The organism is Mesoflavibacter sp. CH_XMU1422-2 (assembly GCF_037029245.1).
In the GTDB taxonomy this organism is placed as follows: Bacteria; Bacteroidota; Bacteroidia; order Flavobacteriales; family Flavobacteriaceae; genus Mesoflavibacter; species Mesoflavibacter zeaxanthinifaciens.
On the sequence record NZ_JAYMEE010000001.1, the window covers coordinates 142,893 to 159,282 of the forward strand.

The window sequence follows — 16,390 nt, forward strand, 5'->3', positions numbered from 1 at the left end:
ACTTGTTATATCTGTAGAAAGGATTCTATTTAGTAACTCTTTATTTTCTTGGTTATCTGAAATTCGATGAATTAATTGGTTTGAATAGCTATCAACTTGATTTTTAATTCTTGAAATTTTAGATTCAGCTTTTTGGATATTACTTTCAATTTCTTTGCTACTGAGATTTTGGTTTTCTATTAAAGTTATTTGACTTTCAATGTTTTTTCTGTCTTTGTCTAAGTTTTAAAAAGACTCCTCTAGAAATTGTAAATCTTCAAAAGCTTTAATTTCAAGAACTAATTTCTCTTTTGAATCTAAATCTTTTTGTTTCTGTTCAATTTGATTGGTGATTTTTCCAATAAGTTGATTTAATTCTTTTTCTTTTGGATTAAGTGTTTCATTTAAGTGAGTTCGTTTTTCGGCTCTTTCTGTTTTCATTTTAGAAACTGAAGTACCAAGCTCAGAGTATAAAGTAGAATATTGTTGGTTAAAAGCAAAAGTTAATTCAGATAGAATGGCATTTTTCCCTTTGTATTGATTTACTAATTCTTTGAAATCAGTAAAGCTTCGTTGGATGCTCTTGATAACTTTAATATCTCGATTATGTCTCAATAAAGTCTGAATATCTTTTTGGTTTTTCTTTGAAAAAGAAACACTCTCATTTTCTTTGTTATCTGCTATTATTAAAGATTCTTTAAGTGAATTGTTATTGATTAATTTTGAGTTTATTAAGTATTTGTAGATTTTGGAAAAATTATTACTGATTCCTCGTCCATCTTGATTTACGTTTTGATTTAGCCAAACAACTCCGTTATTTCTTTTTCCTTTTTGATACACAAAATTGAATACCTCTGAACGTTTTGTGAACTTTTTATGTTCAATTCCATTTGTTGTAAGTTCAGATAGTAGTGAATCGAACTTTCTTATTTTTTGTCCCTTATTTGTTTCTGTAAAAAATAGTTCCTCCTTGTATTCGCTGTCAATTTTATAATAATCTAGATTGCCTTCGGCATTTTTCTTTACTAAAATAGAGTAGTAGCGGTTTTTGAAAATTTCAAAGATTATAAAACTAGAATTTATTGAGGGAAAATAATGGTTGAAAGTAGTTTTGTCTCCAATTCTATTTCCGCTAAAGGTCATTTCTCTTCCATCAATTATGAATAGAAAGTTTAGAGCGTAAATCAGAGTACTTTTTCCAATGTTATTTGGTCCAACAATTTGAAGAGAATTGCAATTATCAAGTTCTATATCTGCTTTTGAATAGATGTCAGAGTTTAATATTATTAATCTTTTAAGCATTTATTTTTGGTCAATTTATTCATTTCCAATATACAGTTTTTTGAGCGTTGGGAAAGAACAGCTCTTTTGTTTTTTTTAGCATTGGCTTTTGTCTTGGCAAAAAAACCAAATGTGCTGTTTGTGCGGCTGGCTTTTTTATTTTAAATATTCAATTTCATCAAGTTTTCAGTTTTACTTACAAAGGTCTATTTTAAGAATAATAGCGGGTATAATCGCACTAATTTACGGTTAAACACAGACTTTTTTTGATATTTATTTTTTTAGTTTTAGTAGTAAACTCTTATTAATTTTATACAATGTTGTACACCAACTTTTTTACATTCATCGTTGGCTATTCCATTGTAATCGCATACTTTCTTTCTCTTTGTTTGAAGGCTTCATTTCCACCTTCAAGTATCTCGCAAACGTGTTCTTTAATACCTTTAGAATCAAGAGTAATCTTTACAGAATCATCAAATTCTCGTGTGTTTTCCAAGCTACCGGAAGTATATTGAAATTTAATTCCGTTTTTGTTGGGTGAATCATTACCATTTTGATTGGCAACAATAACTAATTCTGAATCCGAACCGACTACAATATTTGGATTATGAGTTACAAGTATTATTTGACGTTCTTTTTTCTTTTTAACTAAGTATGTAACTAAGTCCTTGTAAATAGCTCGGTTGTCTAAATCATCTTCAGGTTGGTCAATTAAAATCGGACAATCCTTATTACTAAAATCAAGCAAAAGGAGAAGTACAACAAAAGCTTTTTTACCTTCTGACATCTGATTGAAAATGTCATCATAAACTATTTCGTATGATATTTCAAAGAAGTTACTAGCCATCAACTTTTGACATAGTGAGTTGTGACTGTATTGGCTCTTAAGTGTGACGTTTTTTTCTAAGAGTTTATCAAATAGCTGATTAACAGAAGTAAAATAATTTTCGTTAGTTTCTAACTCAACTCCAACAATCTTTTGTCCTTGATGACTTTGTTGATTGATACTGCTGTATAACAAATCTTTATATGCACGTTTATTTAATTTAGCAGATGCTTTGATTTCGAGTTTATCTCGTGAAACACTTAAGTCTTCCTTAAAAGCCTCAATTTTGTTTAAATATTCTCGGTGAGCATCCTTAATAGAAGTTTTGAAAGATTCAATTTGCTCTTTTAGCTTGTCAACTTCGCCTTTTATTATAATTATGTCAGCAAGTTTGTCTTTTTGGATTTTTAACTTGCTTTCTACTTCACGATACTGAGTATTATTCTGAAAGGCTTCTAGCCCTTTAATATAAATAGGGTTTTTATCAATTTCATCATTTGCTTTTTCATTTGCCTTTCTGACAGATGAGTTGGTAGCTTGTATTTTATCTATTTCCGCTTCCCATTCTTGTTGAAATTTTGCTCTTAATTCATCAAATTTTTCTTTGATTTCCTTGCGGTTATTTTCAGAGATTGAAACCAGTTCAAAATCAATTTCTTTGTTGATGAAGAATTTTTCTTTAAGATTTTCAATTCTTGCTATTTCATCGTCTAAAAACTGATTAGTTTTCGATAGTGAATCTTTTTGTGTCCTCAACTTGGAATAATTCTCCAAATCATCTTCTGATATTTGTGATTTGCTTTTTAGCTCTGCTAACTCTTTTGTGAGTTTTTCAATTTCAGTTTCGATTCCTTTTCTGTCTCCCTTTTCCTTTAAGAGATTACGCCTTTTGACCAAATCTTCTTGTAACTGAAAAATCTTATTAACCTTATTAGTTATATCAGTGTTGTTTTCGCTACTAAAGGTTTCATAGTTTGAAATCAATTGATTTTTAGAACTGTCTTGTTTTATAATGCTTTCTATGAGGTTATCAAGTTCTTTGTTTTTATTTCTTGCTAACGTGTACATATAGCTTTGTGGAAAGTATTCAATGTCTCTTTTGTCATTGACAGTTCCATCTTTCCACGTAACAACTAAGTTGGATACGACCTCATTTACAAAGTTTATGTAATCTTCATTTCCATATTTTACTTCTTTATCGCTATTAAGCTTCTTTGCTATTGCACCTAATAGAATTTACTTACCAGTTGAACGCCCACCGATAATAGAATTTAAGTTTTGGTTAAAGTGAATGTTTTGTGAATGGAAATCACTATGTGATATTTTGACCGAATCGATTACTTGATAACCTGCTTTTTCTTGCGGTTTTAATGCTTGAATTCTTACTCTTTGTTTTGCTTCATAAACAACTTGTTTCAAACCTTCAAATGTTGTATCGGCTTTAATCCAACAATTTTCTTTTGAAATATATTTTCTAATATTATGATTATCAGAGCATATAATCATTGGAATGTGCTTCTTAATAGCAGGAAATACCGCGTTTAAGTAGCCTTCTTTATCTTCGGGTTTGCCCAGTTCGTAAAAATCAACACTTTTAGCAATAAGCGTTTTCTGAGCTTCACCGTGTGGTAAAGAATGAGTTATGTTTTCAACTGAGTTTGACTTCTCACCAGCGTGAATACTCGTAAGACCGCCTAAATTTTTAATAAGTTCAATCGTTGTTTCGAGATTACAGTAAACTTCATTAATTTTTGCTCCTTCACCTTTAATTTTTGAGATATTAGTTTTATTCTCTATTTGTCCCCAGATATGAGTTAAGTTGCAATCTTCGGCAAAGATTCCAATAAAGTGTATAGGTGCTCGACCTCTTGAGTCTGACAAAAATTCGATTCCAGGAAGAACAGTTATTCCCTTAGTTTTCCCTAAACTTTGAAGTTCAGTAATTCTTTCAATGTCAATTACATGATGGTCTGTAATTGCCACTACAGAAATGTCATTTGCAGAAAGAGTATCTATGATTTCATGATTAGTAACAGATTTATCTCCGTAATCATATGATGAAGGTGTATGAAAATGTAAATCCCATTTTCTCCACTGAGAACCTTTTTCAATTTTTTTCATTCTTATTAAGTTTGAGCGTTGATTTAAAATAGCTATTTTGTTTTTTCAGCGTTGGCATAAGTTTAGGCAAAAACCAAATTTATTGTTTGTGCGTTGACTTTTAGTATGAAACACAACTAGTGTTGGTAATCATATAATCCCTAATATCTAAGATAATTAATTAGACATCATATATAACCAAAAATAATACAAGCAATAGTTTTTATTTTACGGTAATCCGTAATTGGATTATTGTTAATAGCTGAGGTAAATATATAAAAAACAACTTTTAATTATAAGATAAAAGCTACAAATTAAACCAAGTAATTAATATAACTAGATACAATATGAATTTTAATCACTAGAATAAACCAAAACAAAAAAAAGCGGATCATCGATCCGCTTTTTTTAAACATAAATAATAAAAATATTACTCTTTAATAAGTTTTAAAGTTTTGCTTTTTCCTTTAGATTCTATTTGAACTAAATAAATACCAGCTGGTTGATTTAATTCAAACTTAAAAGTAGAGTTGTTAATATTATCTTTTTTATAAACAACTTGACCTAAAGTATTGATGACTTTAATTTTTGTGTCTCTAGCGTTACCTAATTTTAAATTTACTGTTCCTTTAGTTGGGTTTGGATATAAAGAAAAATTAGCTTGAATACTGTTTTTTTCTATACTCAAAGCATCTGGCATAGAAAAATCTAACTCGTCCACCATTAAAAGAGAAATCGAGCTAGAGTTACCACCAGTAAATCTAATTTCATCAATTGTTCCCCAATCACTATTAAAAGTTAATACGCCACCATTAGCAGCTGGGTTTGCATCTTTTGTGTAGCTAACAGAACCATTTGTGTCACTTACAGTAAAATCTATATTATCTGTAGCAACAACAGCTCCATCTCTATACCCTGTAATAGTTGCAGTAAAGGCGTAACCATTTGCAGGGTTTTTAGCAGACATGTCTGCTTCCATAGATTCTATTTTAAATTCAGATCCATCTGCACTTCCTATTCTATAATCAAAAGCACCAATGTTTGGGCCATTAACAGTACCAGAGTTATCGATGTTAAATAATATTCCTAGATCAGAAGGTTCTGGAGTAATTATAAAATCAGATGGTTCAGATAAAGACGCCATTTGACTTATTGAAGTTGGAGAAATTTGCTGAAATCTAATTCCGTTGGTAGTGTAATCAAGTCCTCTTAAAGAAGGTGCTAATCCGTCAAAATTTTCATCATTTACTTGTGCTAAAAGTGATGTAGAAGAAATTAGCGCTAAAGCTAAAAGTTTAGCAATTTTATTTGGGTAGTTTTTTTTCATAAGTAGTTTTTAAGTAGGTTAATAGTGATGTTTAAAACTGGGGGTAAATATAGATAAATTAAAGCTGTAGTTTTTAATATTTCGATGTATGGTAAAAAGAAAAATAAAAATCCAGATTTTTTTGTTTCAAAAACACTTCAAATCATAACAAAAAAAGACATCAAAAGCATTTTTTGTGGTTAACTAAACGTAACCAAGGTTAACCAAAACTTAACCAAAAACTCAATTTTATTTAAATTTTTAAATAGCTGATATTTAGGAATTTGTGTTTTTGTGCTATTGTCTAAAATTTTAACCAAAGCTAACCAAGGTTAACCAAAAAAAGTGTAGATTTGTGTATAAATTTATTGTATAACAGAGGTGCCAAACCGGCAACAAAAAGTGCATACGTTTTTGCATACGGTTTTTTATACGGTACGCTGGGAAGCCTTGTAAATAGGGTTGTTAGAGAGTTTTTGTTTAAACTCATAACCTGAGGTTTTTTAATGATAATTACTTTCAATTTTATTTGCAATATTTAGTTCTAAATTATTAGCTTTCTTTATAAAAAAATCGAATACTTTAAAGTCAAATTTACCTTATAGATAGCTTTTTAATGTTGCTAATAAAAAAGTTACTTTTGCAGTATGATTGATAATTTTGAAAACGAATTTTTTGGTATCGGTATCCTTAACGGAAAAACACCAGAAAACCTTGGTGTATTATGGCGATCTGCCCAAAATTTAGGAGCAAGTTTTATTTTTACAATAGGTAATCGTTACGCCAAACAAGCTTGCGATACGCATAATGCTGTAAAATCTATGCCTTATTTTCATTATGAAAATTTTGAAGAGTTTTATAAAAACCTACCTAAAGGTGCAAGGCTAGTTGGTGTAGAATTAACTGAAGAAGCAGAATCTTTAGAGACCTTCCATCACCCAAGACGCTGTGTTTATTTGTTAGGAGCAGAAGATCACGGATTATCAAACGCAGCAATAGAAAAAAGCCATTTTTTAGTTAAATTTAAGTCGCAATTAAGCTTAAATGTATCGGTTGCAGGAAGTATTGTGATGTATGATAGAGGAATAAACAAACCAAGGTCGTAACTTTGCACTTTAAAACAATAATTACACATGAGTCATAAAGCAGGTTTTGTAAATATAATTGGTAACCCTAATGTCGGCAAATCTACATTAATGAATGCTTTTGTAGGAGAAAAACTATCCATTATCACCTCTAAAGCACAAACAACAAGACACCGTATTTTAGGAATTGTAAATGGTGAAAATTTTCAAGTAGTATTAAGTGATACACCAGGAATTATAAAACCAGCTTACGAGCTGCAATCTTCTATGATGGATTTTGTAAAATCTGCTTTTGAAGATGCAGACGTTTTAGTGTACATGGTAGAAATAGGAGAGAAGGAATTAAAAGACGAAGCTTTTTTTAAAAAAATAACCAATTCTAAAATTCCTGTGCTATTATTAATAAATAAAATTGATACTTCAAATCAAGAACAGTTAGAAGCACAAGTTAAACTGTGGTCAGAAAAAGTACCAAATGCTTTAATTTATCCAATTTCTGCATTAGAAGGATTTAATGTAAAAGAAGTTTTTGAGAAAATTATCGAACTGCTTCCAGAAAGTCCAGCATTTTATCCAAAAGATCAATTAACCGATAAGCCAGAACGTTTTTTTGTAAATGAAAACATTCGTGAAAAAATTCTTCTAAACTATAAAAAAGAAATTCCGTACGCAGTAGAAGTAGATACAGAAGAGTTTTTTGAAGAAGAAAACATTATCCGTATGCGATCTGTAATTATGGTAGAGCGCGAAACTCAAAAAGGAATTATTATTGGTCATAAAGGTAGCGCCTTAAAAAAAGTAGGTGTAGAAGCAAGAAAAGACTTAGAGAAATTTTTTGGCAAGCAAGTACATTTAGAACTTTATGTAAAAGTGAACAAAAATTGGAGAAGTGACCAAAGACAACTTAAACGTTTTGGATATAATCAAAAGTAGATTATTCATCTAAAACATCACTCATAAATGTGTAAAGTTGTGTCATTTCATCTTGATTAGCGTTTTTACTAAAACTACCAGCAAAGTACAGTATAAACCATAAAATAATCATTAAAAGCATACCCCAAATTTGTAGGTAGTAATCGGTTTTTAAAGCATAATTAGAATATGCCCATATGGCAAATGCAATAAAAAAACCAGCAACTGCAAAATGAAAAAACATAAACATCGTCCAAACCGTTGGGTTGGGTCCAAATAGACCATAAAGCAAGCTTTTATGATCATTAGTTTCGTTAATTTCTAAATGTAATTGTGGCGTCCAAAACCGTTGTTTAGCTTTTGGGAATTTTATAAAAACATGATCATCAACTCTAGAGACTACAAACTCTTTTTGAGATGTTTTTTTAGCTTCAAAAGCATTTAAAACAGAAATATTGTCTTTATTTAATTCAATTTTAAATCGTGGTCTTAAAATGACTTCGTTTAAATTTTCGTTCATAATTAATTCATAATAAACTAAAATACTGTTTTTTATTGAATAGTAAATAGTTTAAACACTACCTTTGCACTCGCTTGCAGGATATGTAATGCAGATTAAAACATAAAGATATGAGTAATATTGTTGCTATAGTAGGAAGACCAAACGTAGGAAAATCCACTTTTTTTAATAGATTAATTCAACGTCGCGAAGCGATTGTAGACGCAGTAAGTGGTGTAACTAGAGATAGACACTACGGGAAAACAGACTGGAATGGTCGTGAGTTTTCATTAATAGATACAGGCGGGTATGTAGTTGGTAGCGATGATATTTTTGAAGCTGAAATCGATAAGCAAGTTGAATTAGCTATTGATGAAGCAGATGCAATTATCTTTATGGTAGATGTAGAATCTGGTGTAACAGGAATGGATGAAGATGTTGCACAACTACTTCGAAAGGTTAAAAAACCAGTGTTTTTAGTTGTTAATAAAGTTGATAACGGAAAACGTGCCGAAGATGCTGTAGAGTTTTATAGTTTAGGACTTGGTGATTATTATACAATTGCCAGTATAAACGGTAGTGGTACAGGTGATTTATTAGATGCTTTAGTCGAAGCGTTACCAGAACCTAAAGAAGACGAAAGAGAAGAAATCTTACCAAGATTTGCAGTTGTTGGTCGTCCAAACGCTGGTAAATCGTCTTTTATAAATGCTTTAATCGGTGAAGATAGATATATCGTTACCAATATTGCAGGAACAACAAGAGATGCAATTGATACAAAATATAATCGTTTTGGTTTCGAATTTAACTTAGTTGATACTGCAGGAATACGTAAAAAATCTAAAGTAAAAGAAGATTTAGAGTTTTACTCTGTAATGCGAAGTGTAAGAGCTATAGAACATTCAGACGTGTGTTTATTAGTGGTAGATGCAAATAGAGGATTTGACGGACAAGTTCAAAATATTTTTTGGTTAGCAGAGCGAAATAGAAAAGGAATTGTAATCCTTGTCAATAAATGGGATTTAGTAGAAAAAGACCATAAGTCAACCGTTCAATTTGAAAAATATATAAAAGAACAAATTGCACCTTTTACAGATGTACCAATTGTATTTATTTCTGCATTAACAAAACAGCGTATCTATAAAGCTATAGAAACAGCTGTAGAGGTTTATAATAACCGTGCAAAACGTATAAAAACTAGCGAGCTTAACGAAACGTTACTTCCAATTATAGAAAGTTATCCACCACCAGCTTACAAAGGTAAATTTGTAAAGATTAAATACATTATGCAATTGCCAACGCCACAGCCACAATTTGCATTTTTCTGTAATTTACCTCAATATGTACGTGATCCTTACAAAAGATACTTAGAAAATAAACTAAGAGAAATTTATGATTTTAAAGGTGTACCAGTAAGTGTATACATGCGAAAAAAATAATTTATTTAAATTTTAAGTTTATTTTAAGAGCTTAAATACTACAACAAGTATATTTTCGTTTTTTTTAGAGTTAGCATTCCTAACTAGACATGCTATTATCAATCAAAAACAACCAAATGCGTAAATTACTTTTTGTAGTAACTATTTTATGTAGTTTACTTTCGTTTAGTCAATCTAAAGACTTTAAAATTTCAGGAAAAATTGTAGCCGAAGAAGATAATACACCTTTAGAAGCAGCGACTGTTTATTTAGAAAGAGAAAAGGATAGTAGTCTTGTTTCATATACTATTTCAGATAAAGAAGGTAGTTTTCAATTAGAAGATAAAACATCAGATCAAAATCTAAACCTTCTAGTTTCTTATGTTGGTTATCAATCTTACAAACAAAAGATAGCTATAAACAAAAATAATATAGAGTTAGGTGAAATTAAACTAAAAGTTAGCAGTAACGCATTAGAAGAAGTTTTAATTAAAACATCAGCTCCAGTAACCATTAAAAAAGATACTTTAGAGTTTAATGTAAAGTCTTTTAAAACCAAAAAAGACGCAACAGTAGAAGATTTACTAAAACAATTACCAGGTGTAGAAGTAGATGAAGAAGGAAAAATTACCGTAAACGGAAAAGAAGTAAACCAAATACTAGTAAACGGTAAGCCGTTTTTTGGTAATGACCCGTCAATTACAACAAAAAACTTAACGAAAGAAATTATTGAAAAAATTCAAGTTGTAGATACAAAAACTAAAAGTGAAGCTTTTACAGGAGAAGAAGGTGATGCCGAAAATAAAACCATAAATCTTACTATAAAAGAAGAAAACAATAAAGGTGTCTTTGGTCGTGTTGCAGCAGGAGCAGGAACAGACAAACGCTACGAATTTGCAGGTATGTTTAATCATTTTAATAACGACCAAAGGTTTAGTGCGTTAGTAGGTGGTAACAACATTAACTCTCCAGGATTTAGTTTTGGAGAAATAGAAAAAATGTTTGGAAGTGGCGGTAGTACATCATGGAACAGTAATGGCTCTTTTAGTATTAACGGAAGACAATTTGGAGGCGGACAAGGTATAACGACCTCAAAATTAGCAGGAGCAAATTTTGCAGATAATTATGGCAAAGCATTAGAAGCATCTGCAGATTATTTTTACTCAGGAAGCAGCTCAGAAAATGAATCTAACTCTCAAAGAGAAACTATTCTGTCAGACTCTAGGTTTTTTACAAACTCTAGATCAAGATCTGTAAGCGAATCTAATTCGCATACCGCAAATGCAGATTTTGAAATTGAAATAGACACTACGTTTATGATTAACGTTAGACCTCGTTTTTCTTTCACCAAAACAAATACAGATTACGTAAGTAACGACGAAACTTTAGACGAAGACCAAGTACTGACAAACCAATCATCATTAAACTCCTTTGTAGAAAATCAAGCAAATAATTTTACAAACGAAATTAGTGCAACCAAAAAGTTTGGAAACAAAGGTGCGTTTTTAAGATTAAATTTAGATAATAGTATAAACAATAACGAAAGTGATGACTACATAAACTCAGTTGCTGAAGTTTTTGGAACAAACCCAGAAACTATTGTTAGGGATCAATTTACAGATGGCGATAATAATAGTACAAATTTAAGAGCAGACTTAGAGTATAGATTACCAATAAAAGCAAAAGAAATCTTTGTGAAGTTTGGTTATCAATACCAAAATAATAAGGATGAAAATAAGCAGAGTACATTCGATTTTAATAATGCTACAAATGCTTATGATGATTTTAATCTAGCCTTAAGTACAGACTTTGAGTATACAGATATAAGAAACTCACCAGGTATAGAGTTAAGTATTAGAAAAGAAAAATGGTTTGCAAGATTTGGTGCAGATTATGTAGCAAGAACGTTAAAAAATAACGATGGTTTAAGACCGCAGTTTAATGTAGAAAGAGACTTTAAGGCTGTAGAGCTTAACTCTAGCTTTAGATATAGCTTTAGTAAAAACTCTACAGTATATGTTAGTTATAACTTAAGTAATAGACCGCCAGCACTAAGACAACTTCAAGCTTTTGAAGATGTTTCTAATCCTTTAAACACAGTAATAGGTAACCCAAACTTAAGTCCTACAAACTCTCATAGTGTTTACGCTAATTTTAACTCGTTTAATTGGCAAGAAAAAACAGGATTCTTTTTCTATTCTAATTTTACAATAACTAATGATGCTGTAGTATCAAGAACAACCATTGATCCAGAAACTTTAACAAGAATAACAACTTACGATAATGTAAATGGTAACAAAAACGGATATTTTGGTGGTAGTTTCAGAAAGAAATTCAAAATAGATTCTTTAAGAAGTTTTAGAGCTAGAGTAGGTATGTGGGGAAATTTTTCTGAAAACATAAACTATAATAACAATGTACAATATTCTAGTAAAAGATTGGGCTTTAATCCAAACGTAGGGTTTGATTACATCCATAATAATGTGTTTGAATTTAGACCACGTTATCGTATATCGTTAACAAATAATAAATACGATATTGATGCATTTGAAGACAGAAATTTTACCTCTCATAATTTAGATTTAAATACTGCATTTTTCTTACCTAAAGGTTTTGAATGGCGAAACGATATAGCATATAATTACAATCCAAATGTTGCTGATGGTTTCCAAAAAGATGCTTGGTTCTGGAATGCTAGTGTGTCTTATTCTGTGCTAAAAGACAAAGGTTTGCTAACCTTAAAAGTTTACGATTTACTTAATCAAAATACCAACGCAAGGCGTACCGCAACTTTAGATTATATAGAAGACACGCAAAGTACCGTTTTAAGGCAATATTTTATGCTTAACTTTAGTTGGAAGTTTAACAGCCTAGGTCCAAAAGGAGAAAGTGGAGATAGCAGTATGTATTTTATAGATTAATGTCATTTATTTAGCGTTAATAAATGTCATTTCGACAGAGCGAAGAATGAGCGACGAGAAAGCTCTTTAAGAGAATACTCATCTTCATTCTTTGTTATTTTAATTAAAAATGAAAGTGAAGAAATATGATTTTTAAATAAACTATTTAGTTTATCTAATTAATACCATTTAGTCTTAACCGAATCTAACACTTGCCTTACACCATTATAATACAGCTTATTTTTAAAATTCGGTATTAGTGTAGATTCAATTAAATGATAACAAACACTATCGGTTAAAATCAATTCTGTACCATAACCAGTAGCAAAAGCAACTTGTCTATCACTTTTAGCAATTAAAAGTAATAGACCATTGTTTTTATCTGCTTTTCCTATACCTAAGTTTTGAGCAATATTTATTGCATGTCTAAGTGCTTTTGTATTTGCGGGTAAAGAATCTATGGTCATTACACAAATTTCATTAGTAGTTAATTTTTCATAATTTAAAATGAAATTAGTAAGTGAATCCTCTTCTACTGTAGAAAATACATTAGCATAATCTTGAATAACTGCTTGATTATGTTTTAAGGTTTGCTGAGGTTTTGTTTTACAAGAAATACAAAAAACGAAGGCTAATACAAAAGTGAAATATTTCATCTAAAGAATTTATATTGAAATTTAGAACTAGTTGAAGTTGAATTTGTTGTCTGCTAATGAAACTAAAAATACGATCGCGACTGTAAACCTTACTACCAACCACCAGAAGCGCCACCGCCGCCAAAACCGCCGCCACCAAAACCGCCGCCAAAGCCACCAGAACCAAATCCGCCACCAGAAGATCCTCCAAATCCACCACCAAATCCACCAGAGCTACGTCTGTAGCCACCACGACCAGAATTGCTTAAAATAATGGCTTCTAAGATGTCGCGTGTGCTATTTCCGCCACCACCAAAATGATCGCCATTACCACCATTGCGTTTGTGTTTTGATATAGAAATAAGAATAATTATAAAGATGATAATCAAAAAGAAAATGACACCAACAGGAAAACCACCACCAGAACTTTTTCTTGTGCCTTGATATTCACCTTTTAAGACTTCAAAAATAGCATCTGCACCACGATTTAAACCGCCATAATAATCATTACGTTTAAAATAAGGGATTATGTCTCGCTCTATAATTCTGCGTGACATTGCATCGGTTAATAAGTGCTCTACGCCGTAACCCGTTGCAATCATTATTTTACGGTCATCTCTGGCTAATAAAATAAATATACCATTATCTTCTTTAGCTTGACCAATTCCCCATTTATGCGCCCATTCTGTCGCTAAATAATTAATATATTCACCTTTTGTAGATGCAATTATTGCAACAACAATTTGTGTAGAAGTACTATCAGAATATTTAACTAGTTTGTTTTCTAGTGTGTTTTTTTTTGATGCAGATAATAAATTAATGTAATCGTAAACACTAGTTTGGAAGTCTGGTTTTTTAGGGATTTCAAACTGAGCAAATCCAAAACTAAACGATAATAGTGCTAAAATAAATACACTGTTTTTTATAAACTGTTTACTTATTTTCATCCTTTAGAAATCGTATTGGTTAACTCATTTGTGTCATCATCTTCTATAGGAAAATGTGCTTTTAATTGTTCTCCAGCGTGTATAATGCCATCAACAAGACCTTGTTTAAAGTTACCGTTTCTAAAATGCTTTTGAATGATATCTTTTGTCTCGTCCCAGAAGTTATCAGGCACTACTTTGTTAATACCTTGATCACCGTAAATGCTAAATTTATGATCGTCTACAGCAACATAAATTAAGACACCATTTCGGTTTTTGGTGTTGTGTATTTTTAAAACAGAAAACACTTCTAAAGCACGTTCTTCAAGATGTGCATTACAAGTGTTTTCTATATGAACTCGTATTTCTCCAGACGTGTTTTTTTCTGCTAACTTAATAGCATCAACAATGTCTTGTTCTTCACTAGCGGTTAAAAAAGATTCTACGTCTAAAGACATCGCGTTTTATTAAAAATCAAATTCTACATCAGGAGCTTTTTCGCTTCCTTCTTCTGCTTCAAAATAAGCTTTTTTCTCAAAACCAAAAATACCAGCAAGTAGATTGTTAGGGAAAGTTCTTATATGTTTATTATAAGGTTTTACCGTTTCATTAAACCTATCTCTTGCTACATTAATTCTATTTTCGGTACCTTCTAATTGACTTTGTAGTTCTAAAAAATTTTGATTAGCCTTTAAGCCTGGATAACGTTCTACAGTTACTAATAATCTAGATAAAGCACTGCTTAAACCGCTTTGTGCTTGATTGAATTGTTGTAACTGTTCTGGAGTAATATTTGTTGGGTCTATATTTATAGATGTTGCTTTTGCTCTGGCATTAATTACAGACTCTAATGTACTTTTTTCAAAATCTGCTGCACCTTGTACTGTTTTTACAAGGTTGCCAATTAGGTCACTACGTCTTTGGTAAGAGCTTTCTACCTTAGCCCATGCTTCTTCTACATTTTCTTCTAATCCTATTGTCGAGTTGTATACTCTTACTCCAAAAATAACTGCTAGTGCAATTAAGATAATTGGTACAAGCCATTTTTTCATGATGTGTTGGTTTTAAAGTTGTTCTTTTAGTTTTATAAGTTGGTTTTTTACACTTTCTAATTTAGCGATTATTTCAAAATTATCGAGTGTTTTTTTCTTTTCTTCTTTTAAATGAATTTTTGCTCCTTCCAAAGTAAACCCGCGTTCTTTTACCAAATGATAAATAAGCTGAAGGTTTTTTACGTCTTCTGGTGTGAATTTACGATTGCCTTTAGCGTTTTTTTTGGGTTTTAAAACTTCAAATTCTTTTTCCCAAAAACGTATTAAAGACGTGTTTACATCAAAAGCTTTGGCGACTTCACCAATAGAATAATATCTTTTTTCAGGTAAATCAATTATCATTAGTCTAAAGATTGGTTTTCTAAAGATGCACGTTCTAATAATTTGCTAAACTCTTCAGGAGTTAAACTACCGTAGTAGAAGTTTATTGGGTTAATACGTTGGTCATCTTTAAAGATTTCATAATGTAAATGAGGTGCTTCACTACGACCAGTACTACCTACAAAACCAATTAAATCTCCGCGTTTTACTTTTTGGTTTTTTTGCACATTATACTTGTAAAGATGTGCGTATAAGCTAACATAACCATAACCATGGTCTATTCTAATATGTTTTCCGTAACCAGAACTATTACTGTCTGCTCTTACCACAACACCATCTCCAGAAGCATAAACAGGTGTGCCTCTTGGTGCGGTAAAATCCATTCCCCAATGCATTTTACGTTGTTTAGTAAATGGGTCAGAACGCATACCGTAACCAGAAGCCATTCTGGTTAAATCTTTATTGTTAACTGGTTGTATTGCCGGTATAGATGTTAATAGTTTTTCTTTTTCTTCAGCTAAAACAGCAATTTCATCTAAAGATTTAGATTGCACTACAATACGTTTTAAAAGTTTATCAATACGTTTGTTGCTATTTATAATTAATTCAGAATTATCAAAACCTTCAAGTTTTTTGTAACGGTTTACACCACCAAAACCAGCTTTGCGTTGTTCTTCTGGTATTGGATTGGCCTCAAAATATAATCTGTAAATGGTATTGTCTCGCTCTTCGATGTTGGCTAAAACAGTTTCGGCTTGACTCATTTTTTTATTCAATAATTCATATTGAAATTCTAAGTTTGCCAACTCGCGTTTTAATGCTTTTTCTTTAGGCGATTCTATGTAATGACCGGCTATAAAAACAAGTAAAAAGCTAAATAAAACACTAGCTAAAAGAAACAATAAGATGAACTTAAATGTACGTCTTTTTTTACGCTCTATTTTTTTATATGAAAGCGTTTCAGAATCATAATAATATTTTACCTTACTCATTCCTTAATTTATACTATTTTTGCTGTTAAAAATATGATTTAAGTTGGGCTTTAATCAAAACAGTAACGAGCAAACTTACAAAAATATTTCAGTTTAAATTTAAGTAAATAAAACTAAAGTCTTTTATTTTAGTGTAAAACGCTTTAAAAAAGGCAAGT

At 30.9% G+C, this 16,390-nt stretch carries 15 protein-coding genes; 4 read left to right on the top strand and 11 right to left on the bottom strand.

Features of this window, described 5'->3' with window-relative positions; genetic code table 11:
• Window positions 1–225: 225 nt before the first annotated feature.
• From WA340_RS00685 to WA340_RS00700, 4 genes are all read right to left on the bottom strand, one after another.
• Window positions 226–1,281: a hypothetical protein gene (locus WA340_RS00685; protein ID WP_336126875.1), complete on the bottom strand. Its 1,056-nt coding sequence runs from the start codon at window positions 1,279–1,281 to the stop codon at window positions 226–228.
• A gap of 331 nt (window positions 1,282–1,612) precedes the next feature.
• Window positions 1,613–3,154 (bottom strand): hypothetical protein, encoded by a 1,542-nt coding sequence (locus WA340_RS00690; RefSeq protein ID WP_336126876.1) that lies wholly within the window; start codon window positions 3,152–3,154, stop codon window positions 1,613–1,615.
• A 168-nt stretch (window positions 3,155–3,322) separates the two neighbouring features.
• On the bottom strand, window positions 3,323–4,207 hold the full coding sequence (locus WA340_RS00695) for a PHP domain-containing protein (RefSeq protein ID WP_336126877.1): 885 nt from the start codon (window positions 4,205–4,207) through the stop codon (window positions 3,323–3,325).
• 409 nt (window positions 4,208–4,616) lie between these two features.
• On the bottom strand, window positions 4,617–5,513 hold the full coding sequence (locus WA340_RS00700) for a T9SS type A sorting domain-containing protein (RefSeq protein ID WP_336126878.1): 897 nt from the start codon (window positions 5,511–5,513) through the stop codon (window positions 4,617–4,619).
• A gap of 626 nt (window positions 5,514–6,139) precedes the next feature.
• Here WA340_RS00700 and WA340_RS00705 point away from each other — a divergent pair.
• Window positions 6,140–6,598, top strand: coding sequence for an RNA methyltransferase (locus WA340_RS00705; protein WP_027880304.1), 459 nt, complete (start codon window positions 6,140–6,142; stop codon window positions 6,596–6,598).
• Between the two features lie 27 nt (window positions 6,599–6,625).
• Window positions 6,626–7,510 carry a GTPase Era gene (era, locus tag WA340_RS00710; protein WP_304143879.1) on the top strand — a complete coding sequence of 295 codons (885 nt, stop codon included), beginning with the start codon at window positions 6,626–6,628 and terminating at the stop codon, window positions 7,508–7,510.
• Between the two features lies 1 nt (window position 7,511).
• On the opposite strand, the gene WA340_RS00715 is transcribed toward era, so the two are convergent.
• Window positions 7,512–8,009 carry a GTP-binding protein gene (locus WA340_RS00715; protein WP_336126879.1) on the bottom strand — a complete coding sequence of 166 codons (498 nt, stop codon included), beginning with the start codon at window positions 8,007–8,009 and terminating at the stop codon, window positions 7,512–7,514.
• Between the two features lie 110 nt (window positions 8,010–8,119).
• On the opposite strand from WA340_RS00715, the gene der reads away from it, so the two are divergent.
• Complete coding sequence (gene der / locus WA340_RS00720) at window positions 8,120–9,427, top strand: ribosome biogenesis GTPase Der (RefSeq protein WP_027880301.1); 1,308 nt, start codon at window positions 8,120–8,122, stop codon at window positions 9,425–9,427.
• Window positions 9,428–9,543: 116 nt separating this feature from the next.
• On the top strand, window positions 9,544–12,327 hold the full coding sequence (locus WA340_RS00725) for an outer membrane beta-barrel protein (RefSeq protein ID WP_336126880.1): 2,784 nt from the start codon (window positions 9,544–9,546) through the stop codon (window positions 12,325–12,327).
• A gap of 158 nt (window positions 12,328–12,485) precedes the next feature.
• Here WA340_RS00725 and WA340_RS00730 read toward each other — a convergent pair whose 3' ends face one another.
• The 6 genes from WA340_RS00730 to WA340_RS00755 all read right to left on the bottom strand — a co-directional run bounded on the left by WA340_RS00730 (window position 12,486) and on the right by WA340_RS00755 (window position 16,232).
• Window positions 12,486–12,962 (bottom strand): TPM domain-containing protein, encoded by a 477-nt coding sequence (locus WA340_RS00730; RefSeq protein ID WP_336126881.1) that lies wholly within the window; start codon window positions 12,960–12,962, stop codon window positions 12,486–12,488.
• A gap of 92 nt (window positions 12,963–13,054) precedes the next feature.
• Window positions 13,055–13,888 carry a TPM domain-containing protein gene (locus WA340_RS00735; protein ID WP_336126882.1) on the bottom strand — a complete coding sequence of 278 codons (834 nt, stop codon included), beginning with the start codon at window positions 13,886–13,888 and terminating at the stop codon, window positions 13,055–13,057.
• Complete coding sequence (locus tag WA340_RS00740) at window positions 13,885–14,325, bottom strand: TPM domain-containing protein (protein WP_336126883.1); 441 nt, start codon at window positions 14,323–14,325, stop codon at window positions 13,885–13,887. The genes WA340_RS00735 and WA340_RS00740 overlap by 4 nt, the downstream gene beginning before the upstream one ends.
• A gap of 9 nt (window positions 14,326–14,334) precedes the next feature.
• Window positions 14,335–14,919 (bottom strand): LemA family protein, encoded by a 585-nt coding sequence (locus WA340_RS00745; RefSeq protein ID WP_336126884.1) that lies wholly within the window; start codon window positions 14,917–14,919, stop codon window positions 14,335–14,337.
• Between the two features lie 12 nt (window positions 14,920–14,931).
• Window positions 14,932–15,261 carry a MerR family transcriptional regulator gene (locus WA340_RS00750; RefSeq protein ID WP_027880295.1) on the bottom strand — a complete coding sequence of 110 codons (330 nt, stop codon included), beginning with the start codon at window positions 15,259–15,261 and terminating at the stop codon, window positions 14,932–14,934.
• Window positions 15,261–16,232 carry a M23 family metallopeptidase gene (locus tag WA340_RS00755; protein WP_027880294.1) on the bottom strand — a complete coding sequence of 324 codons (972 nt, stop codon included), beginning with the start codon at window positions 16,230–16,232 and terminating at the stop codon, window positions 15,261–15,263. The genes WA340_RS00750 and WA340_RS00755 overlap by 1 nt, the downstream gene beginning before the upstream one ends.
• Between the last annotated feature and the right edge of the window lie 158 nt (window positions 16,233–16,390).

Bases quoted from the DNA above. Each gene is read 5' to 3' on its own strand.
- WA340_RS00730 (WP_336126881.1), bottom strand. From the start codon at position 12,962: ATGAAATATTTCACTTTTGTATTAGCCTTCGTTTTTTGTATTTCTTGT.
- WA340_RS00755 (WP_027880294.1), bottom strand. From the start codon at position 16,232: ATGAGTAAGGTAAAATATTATTATGATTCTGAAACGCTTTCATATAAA.
- WA340_RS00745 (WP_336126884.1), bottom strand. From the start codon at position 14,919: ATGAAAAAATGGCTTGTACCAATTATCTTAATTGCACTAGCAGTTATT.
- WA340_RS00740 (WP_336126883.1), bottom strand. From the start codon at position 14,325: ATGTCTTTAGACGTAGAATCTTTTTTAACCGCTAGTGAAGAACAAGAC.
- WA340_RS00735 (WP_336126882.1), bottom strand. From the start codon at position 13,888: ATGAAAATAAGTAAACAGTTTATAAAAAACAGTGTATTTATTTTAGCA.
- WA340_RS00700 (WP_336126878.1), bottom strand. From the start codon at position 5,513: ATGAAAAAAAACTACCCAAATAAAATTGCTAAACTTTTAGCTTTAGCG.
- WA340_RS00725 (WP_336126880.1), top strand. From the start codon at position 9,544: ATGCGTAAATTACTTTTTGTAGTAACTATTTTATGTAGTTTACTTTCG.
- der (WP_027880301.1), top strand. From the start codon at position 8,120: ATGAGTAATATTGTTGCTATAGTAGGAAGACCAAACGTAGGAAAATCC.
- era (WP_304143879.1), top strand. From the start codon at position 6,626: ATGAGTCATAAAGCAGGTTTTGTAAATATAATTGGTAACCCTAATGTC.
- WA340_RS00695 (WP_336126877.1), bottom strand. From the start codon at position 4,207: ATGAAAAAAATTGAAAAAGGTTCTCAGTGGAGAAAATGGGATTTACAT.
- WA340_RS00690 (WP_336126876.1), bottom strand. From the start codon at position 3,154: ATGTACACGTTAGCAAGAAATAAAAACAAAGAACTTGATAACCTCATA.
- WA340_RS00715 (WP_336126879.1), bottom strand. From the start codon at position 8,009: ATGAACGAAAATTTAAACGAAGTCATTTTAAGACCACGATTTAAAATT.
- WA340_RS00750 (WP_027880295.1), bottom strand. From the start codon at position 15,261: ATGATAATTGATTTACCTGAAAAAAGATATTATTCTATTGGTGAAGTC.
- WA340_RS00705 (WP_027880304.1), top strand. From the start codon at position 6,140: ATGATTGATAATTTTGAAAACGAATTTTTTGGTATCGGTATCCTTAAC.
- WA340_RS00685 (WP_336126875.1), bottom strand. From the start codon at position 1,281: ATGCTTAAAAGATTAATAATATTAAACTCTGACATCTATTCAAAAGCA.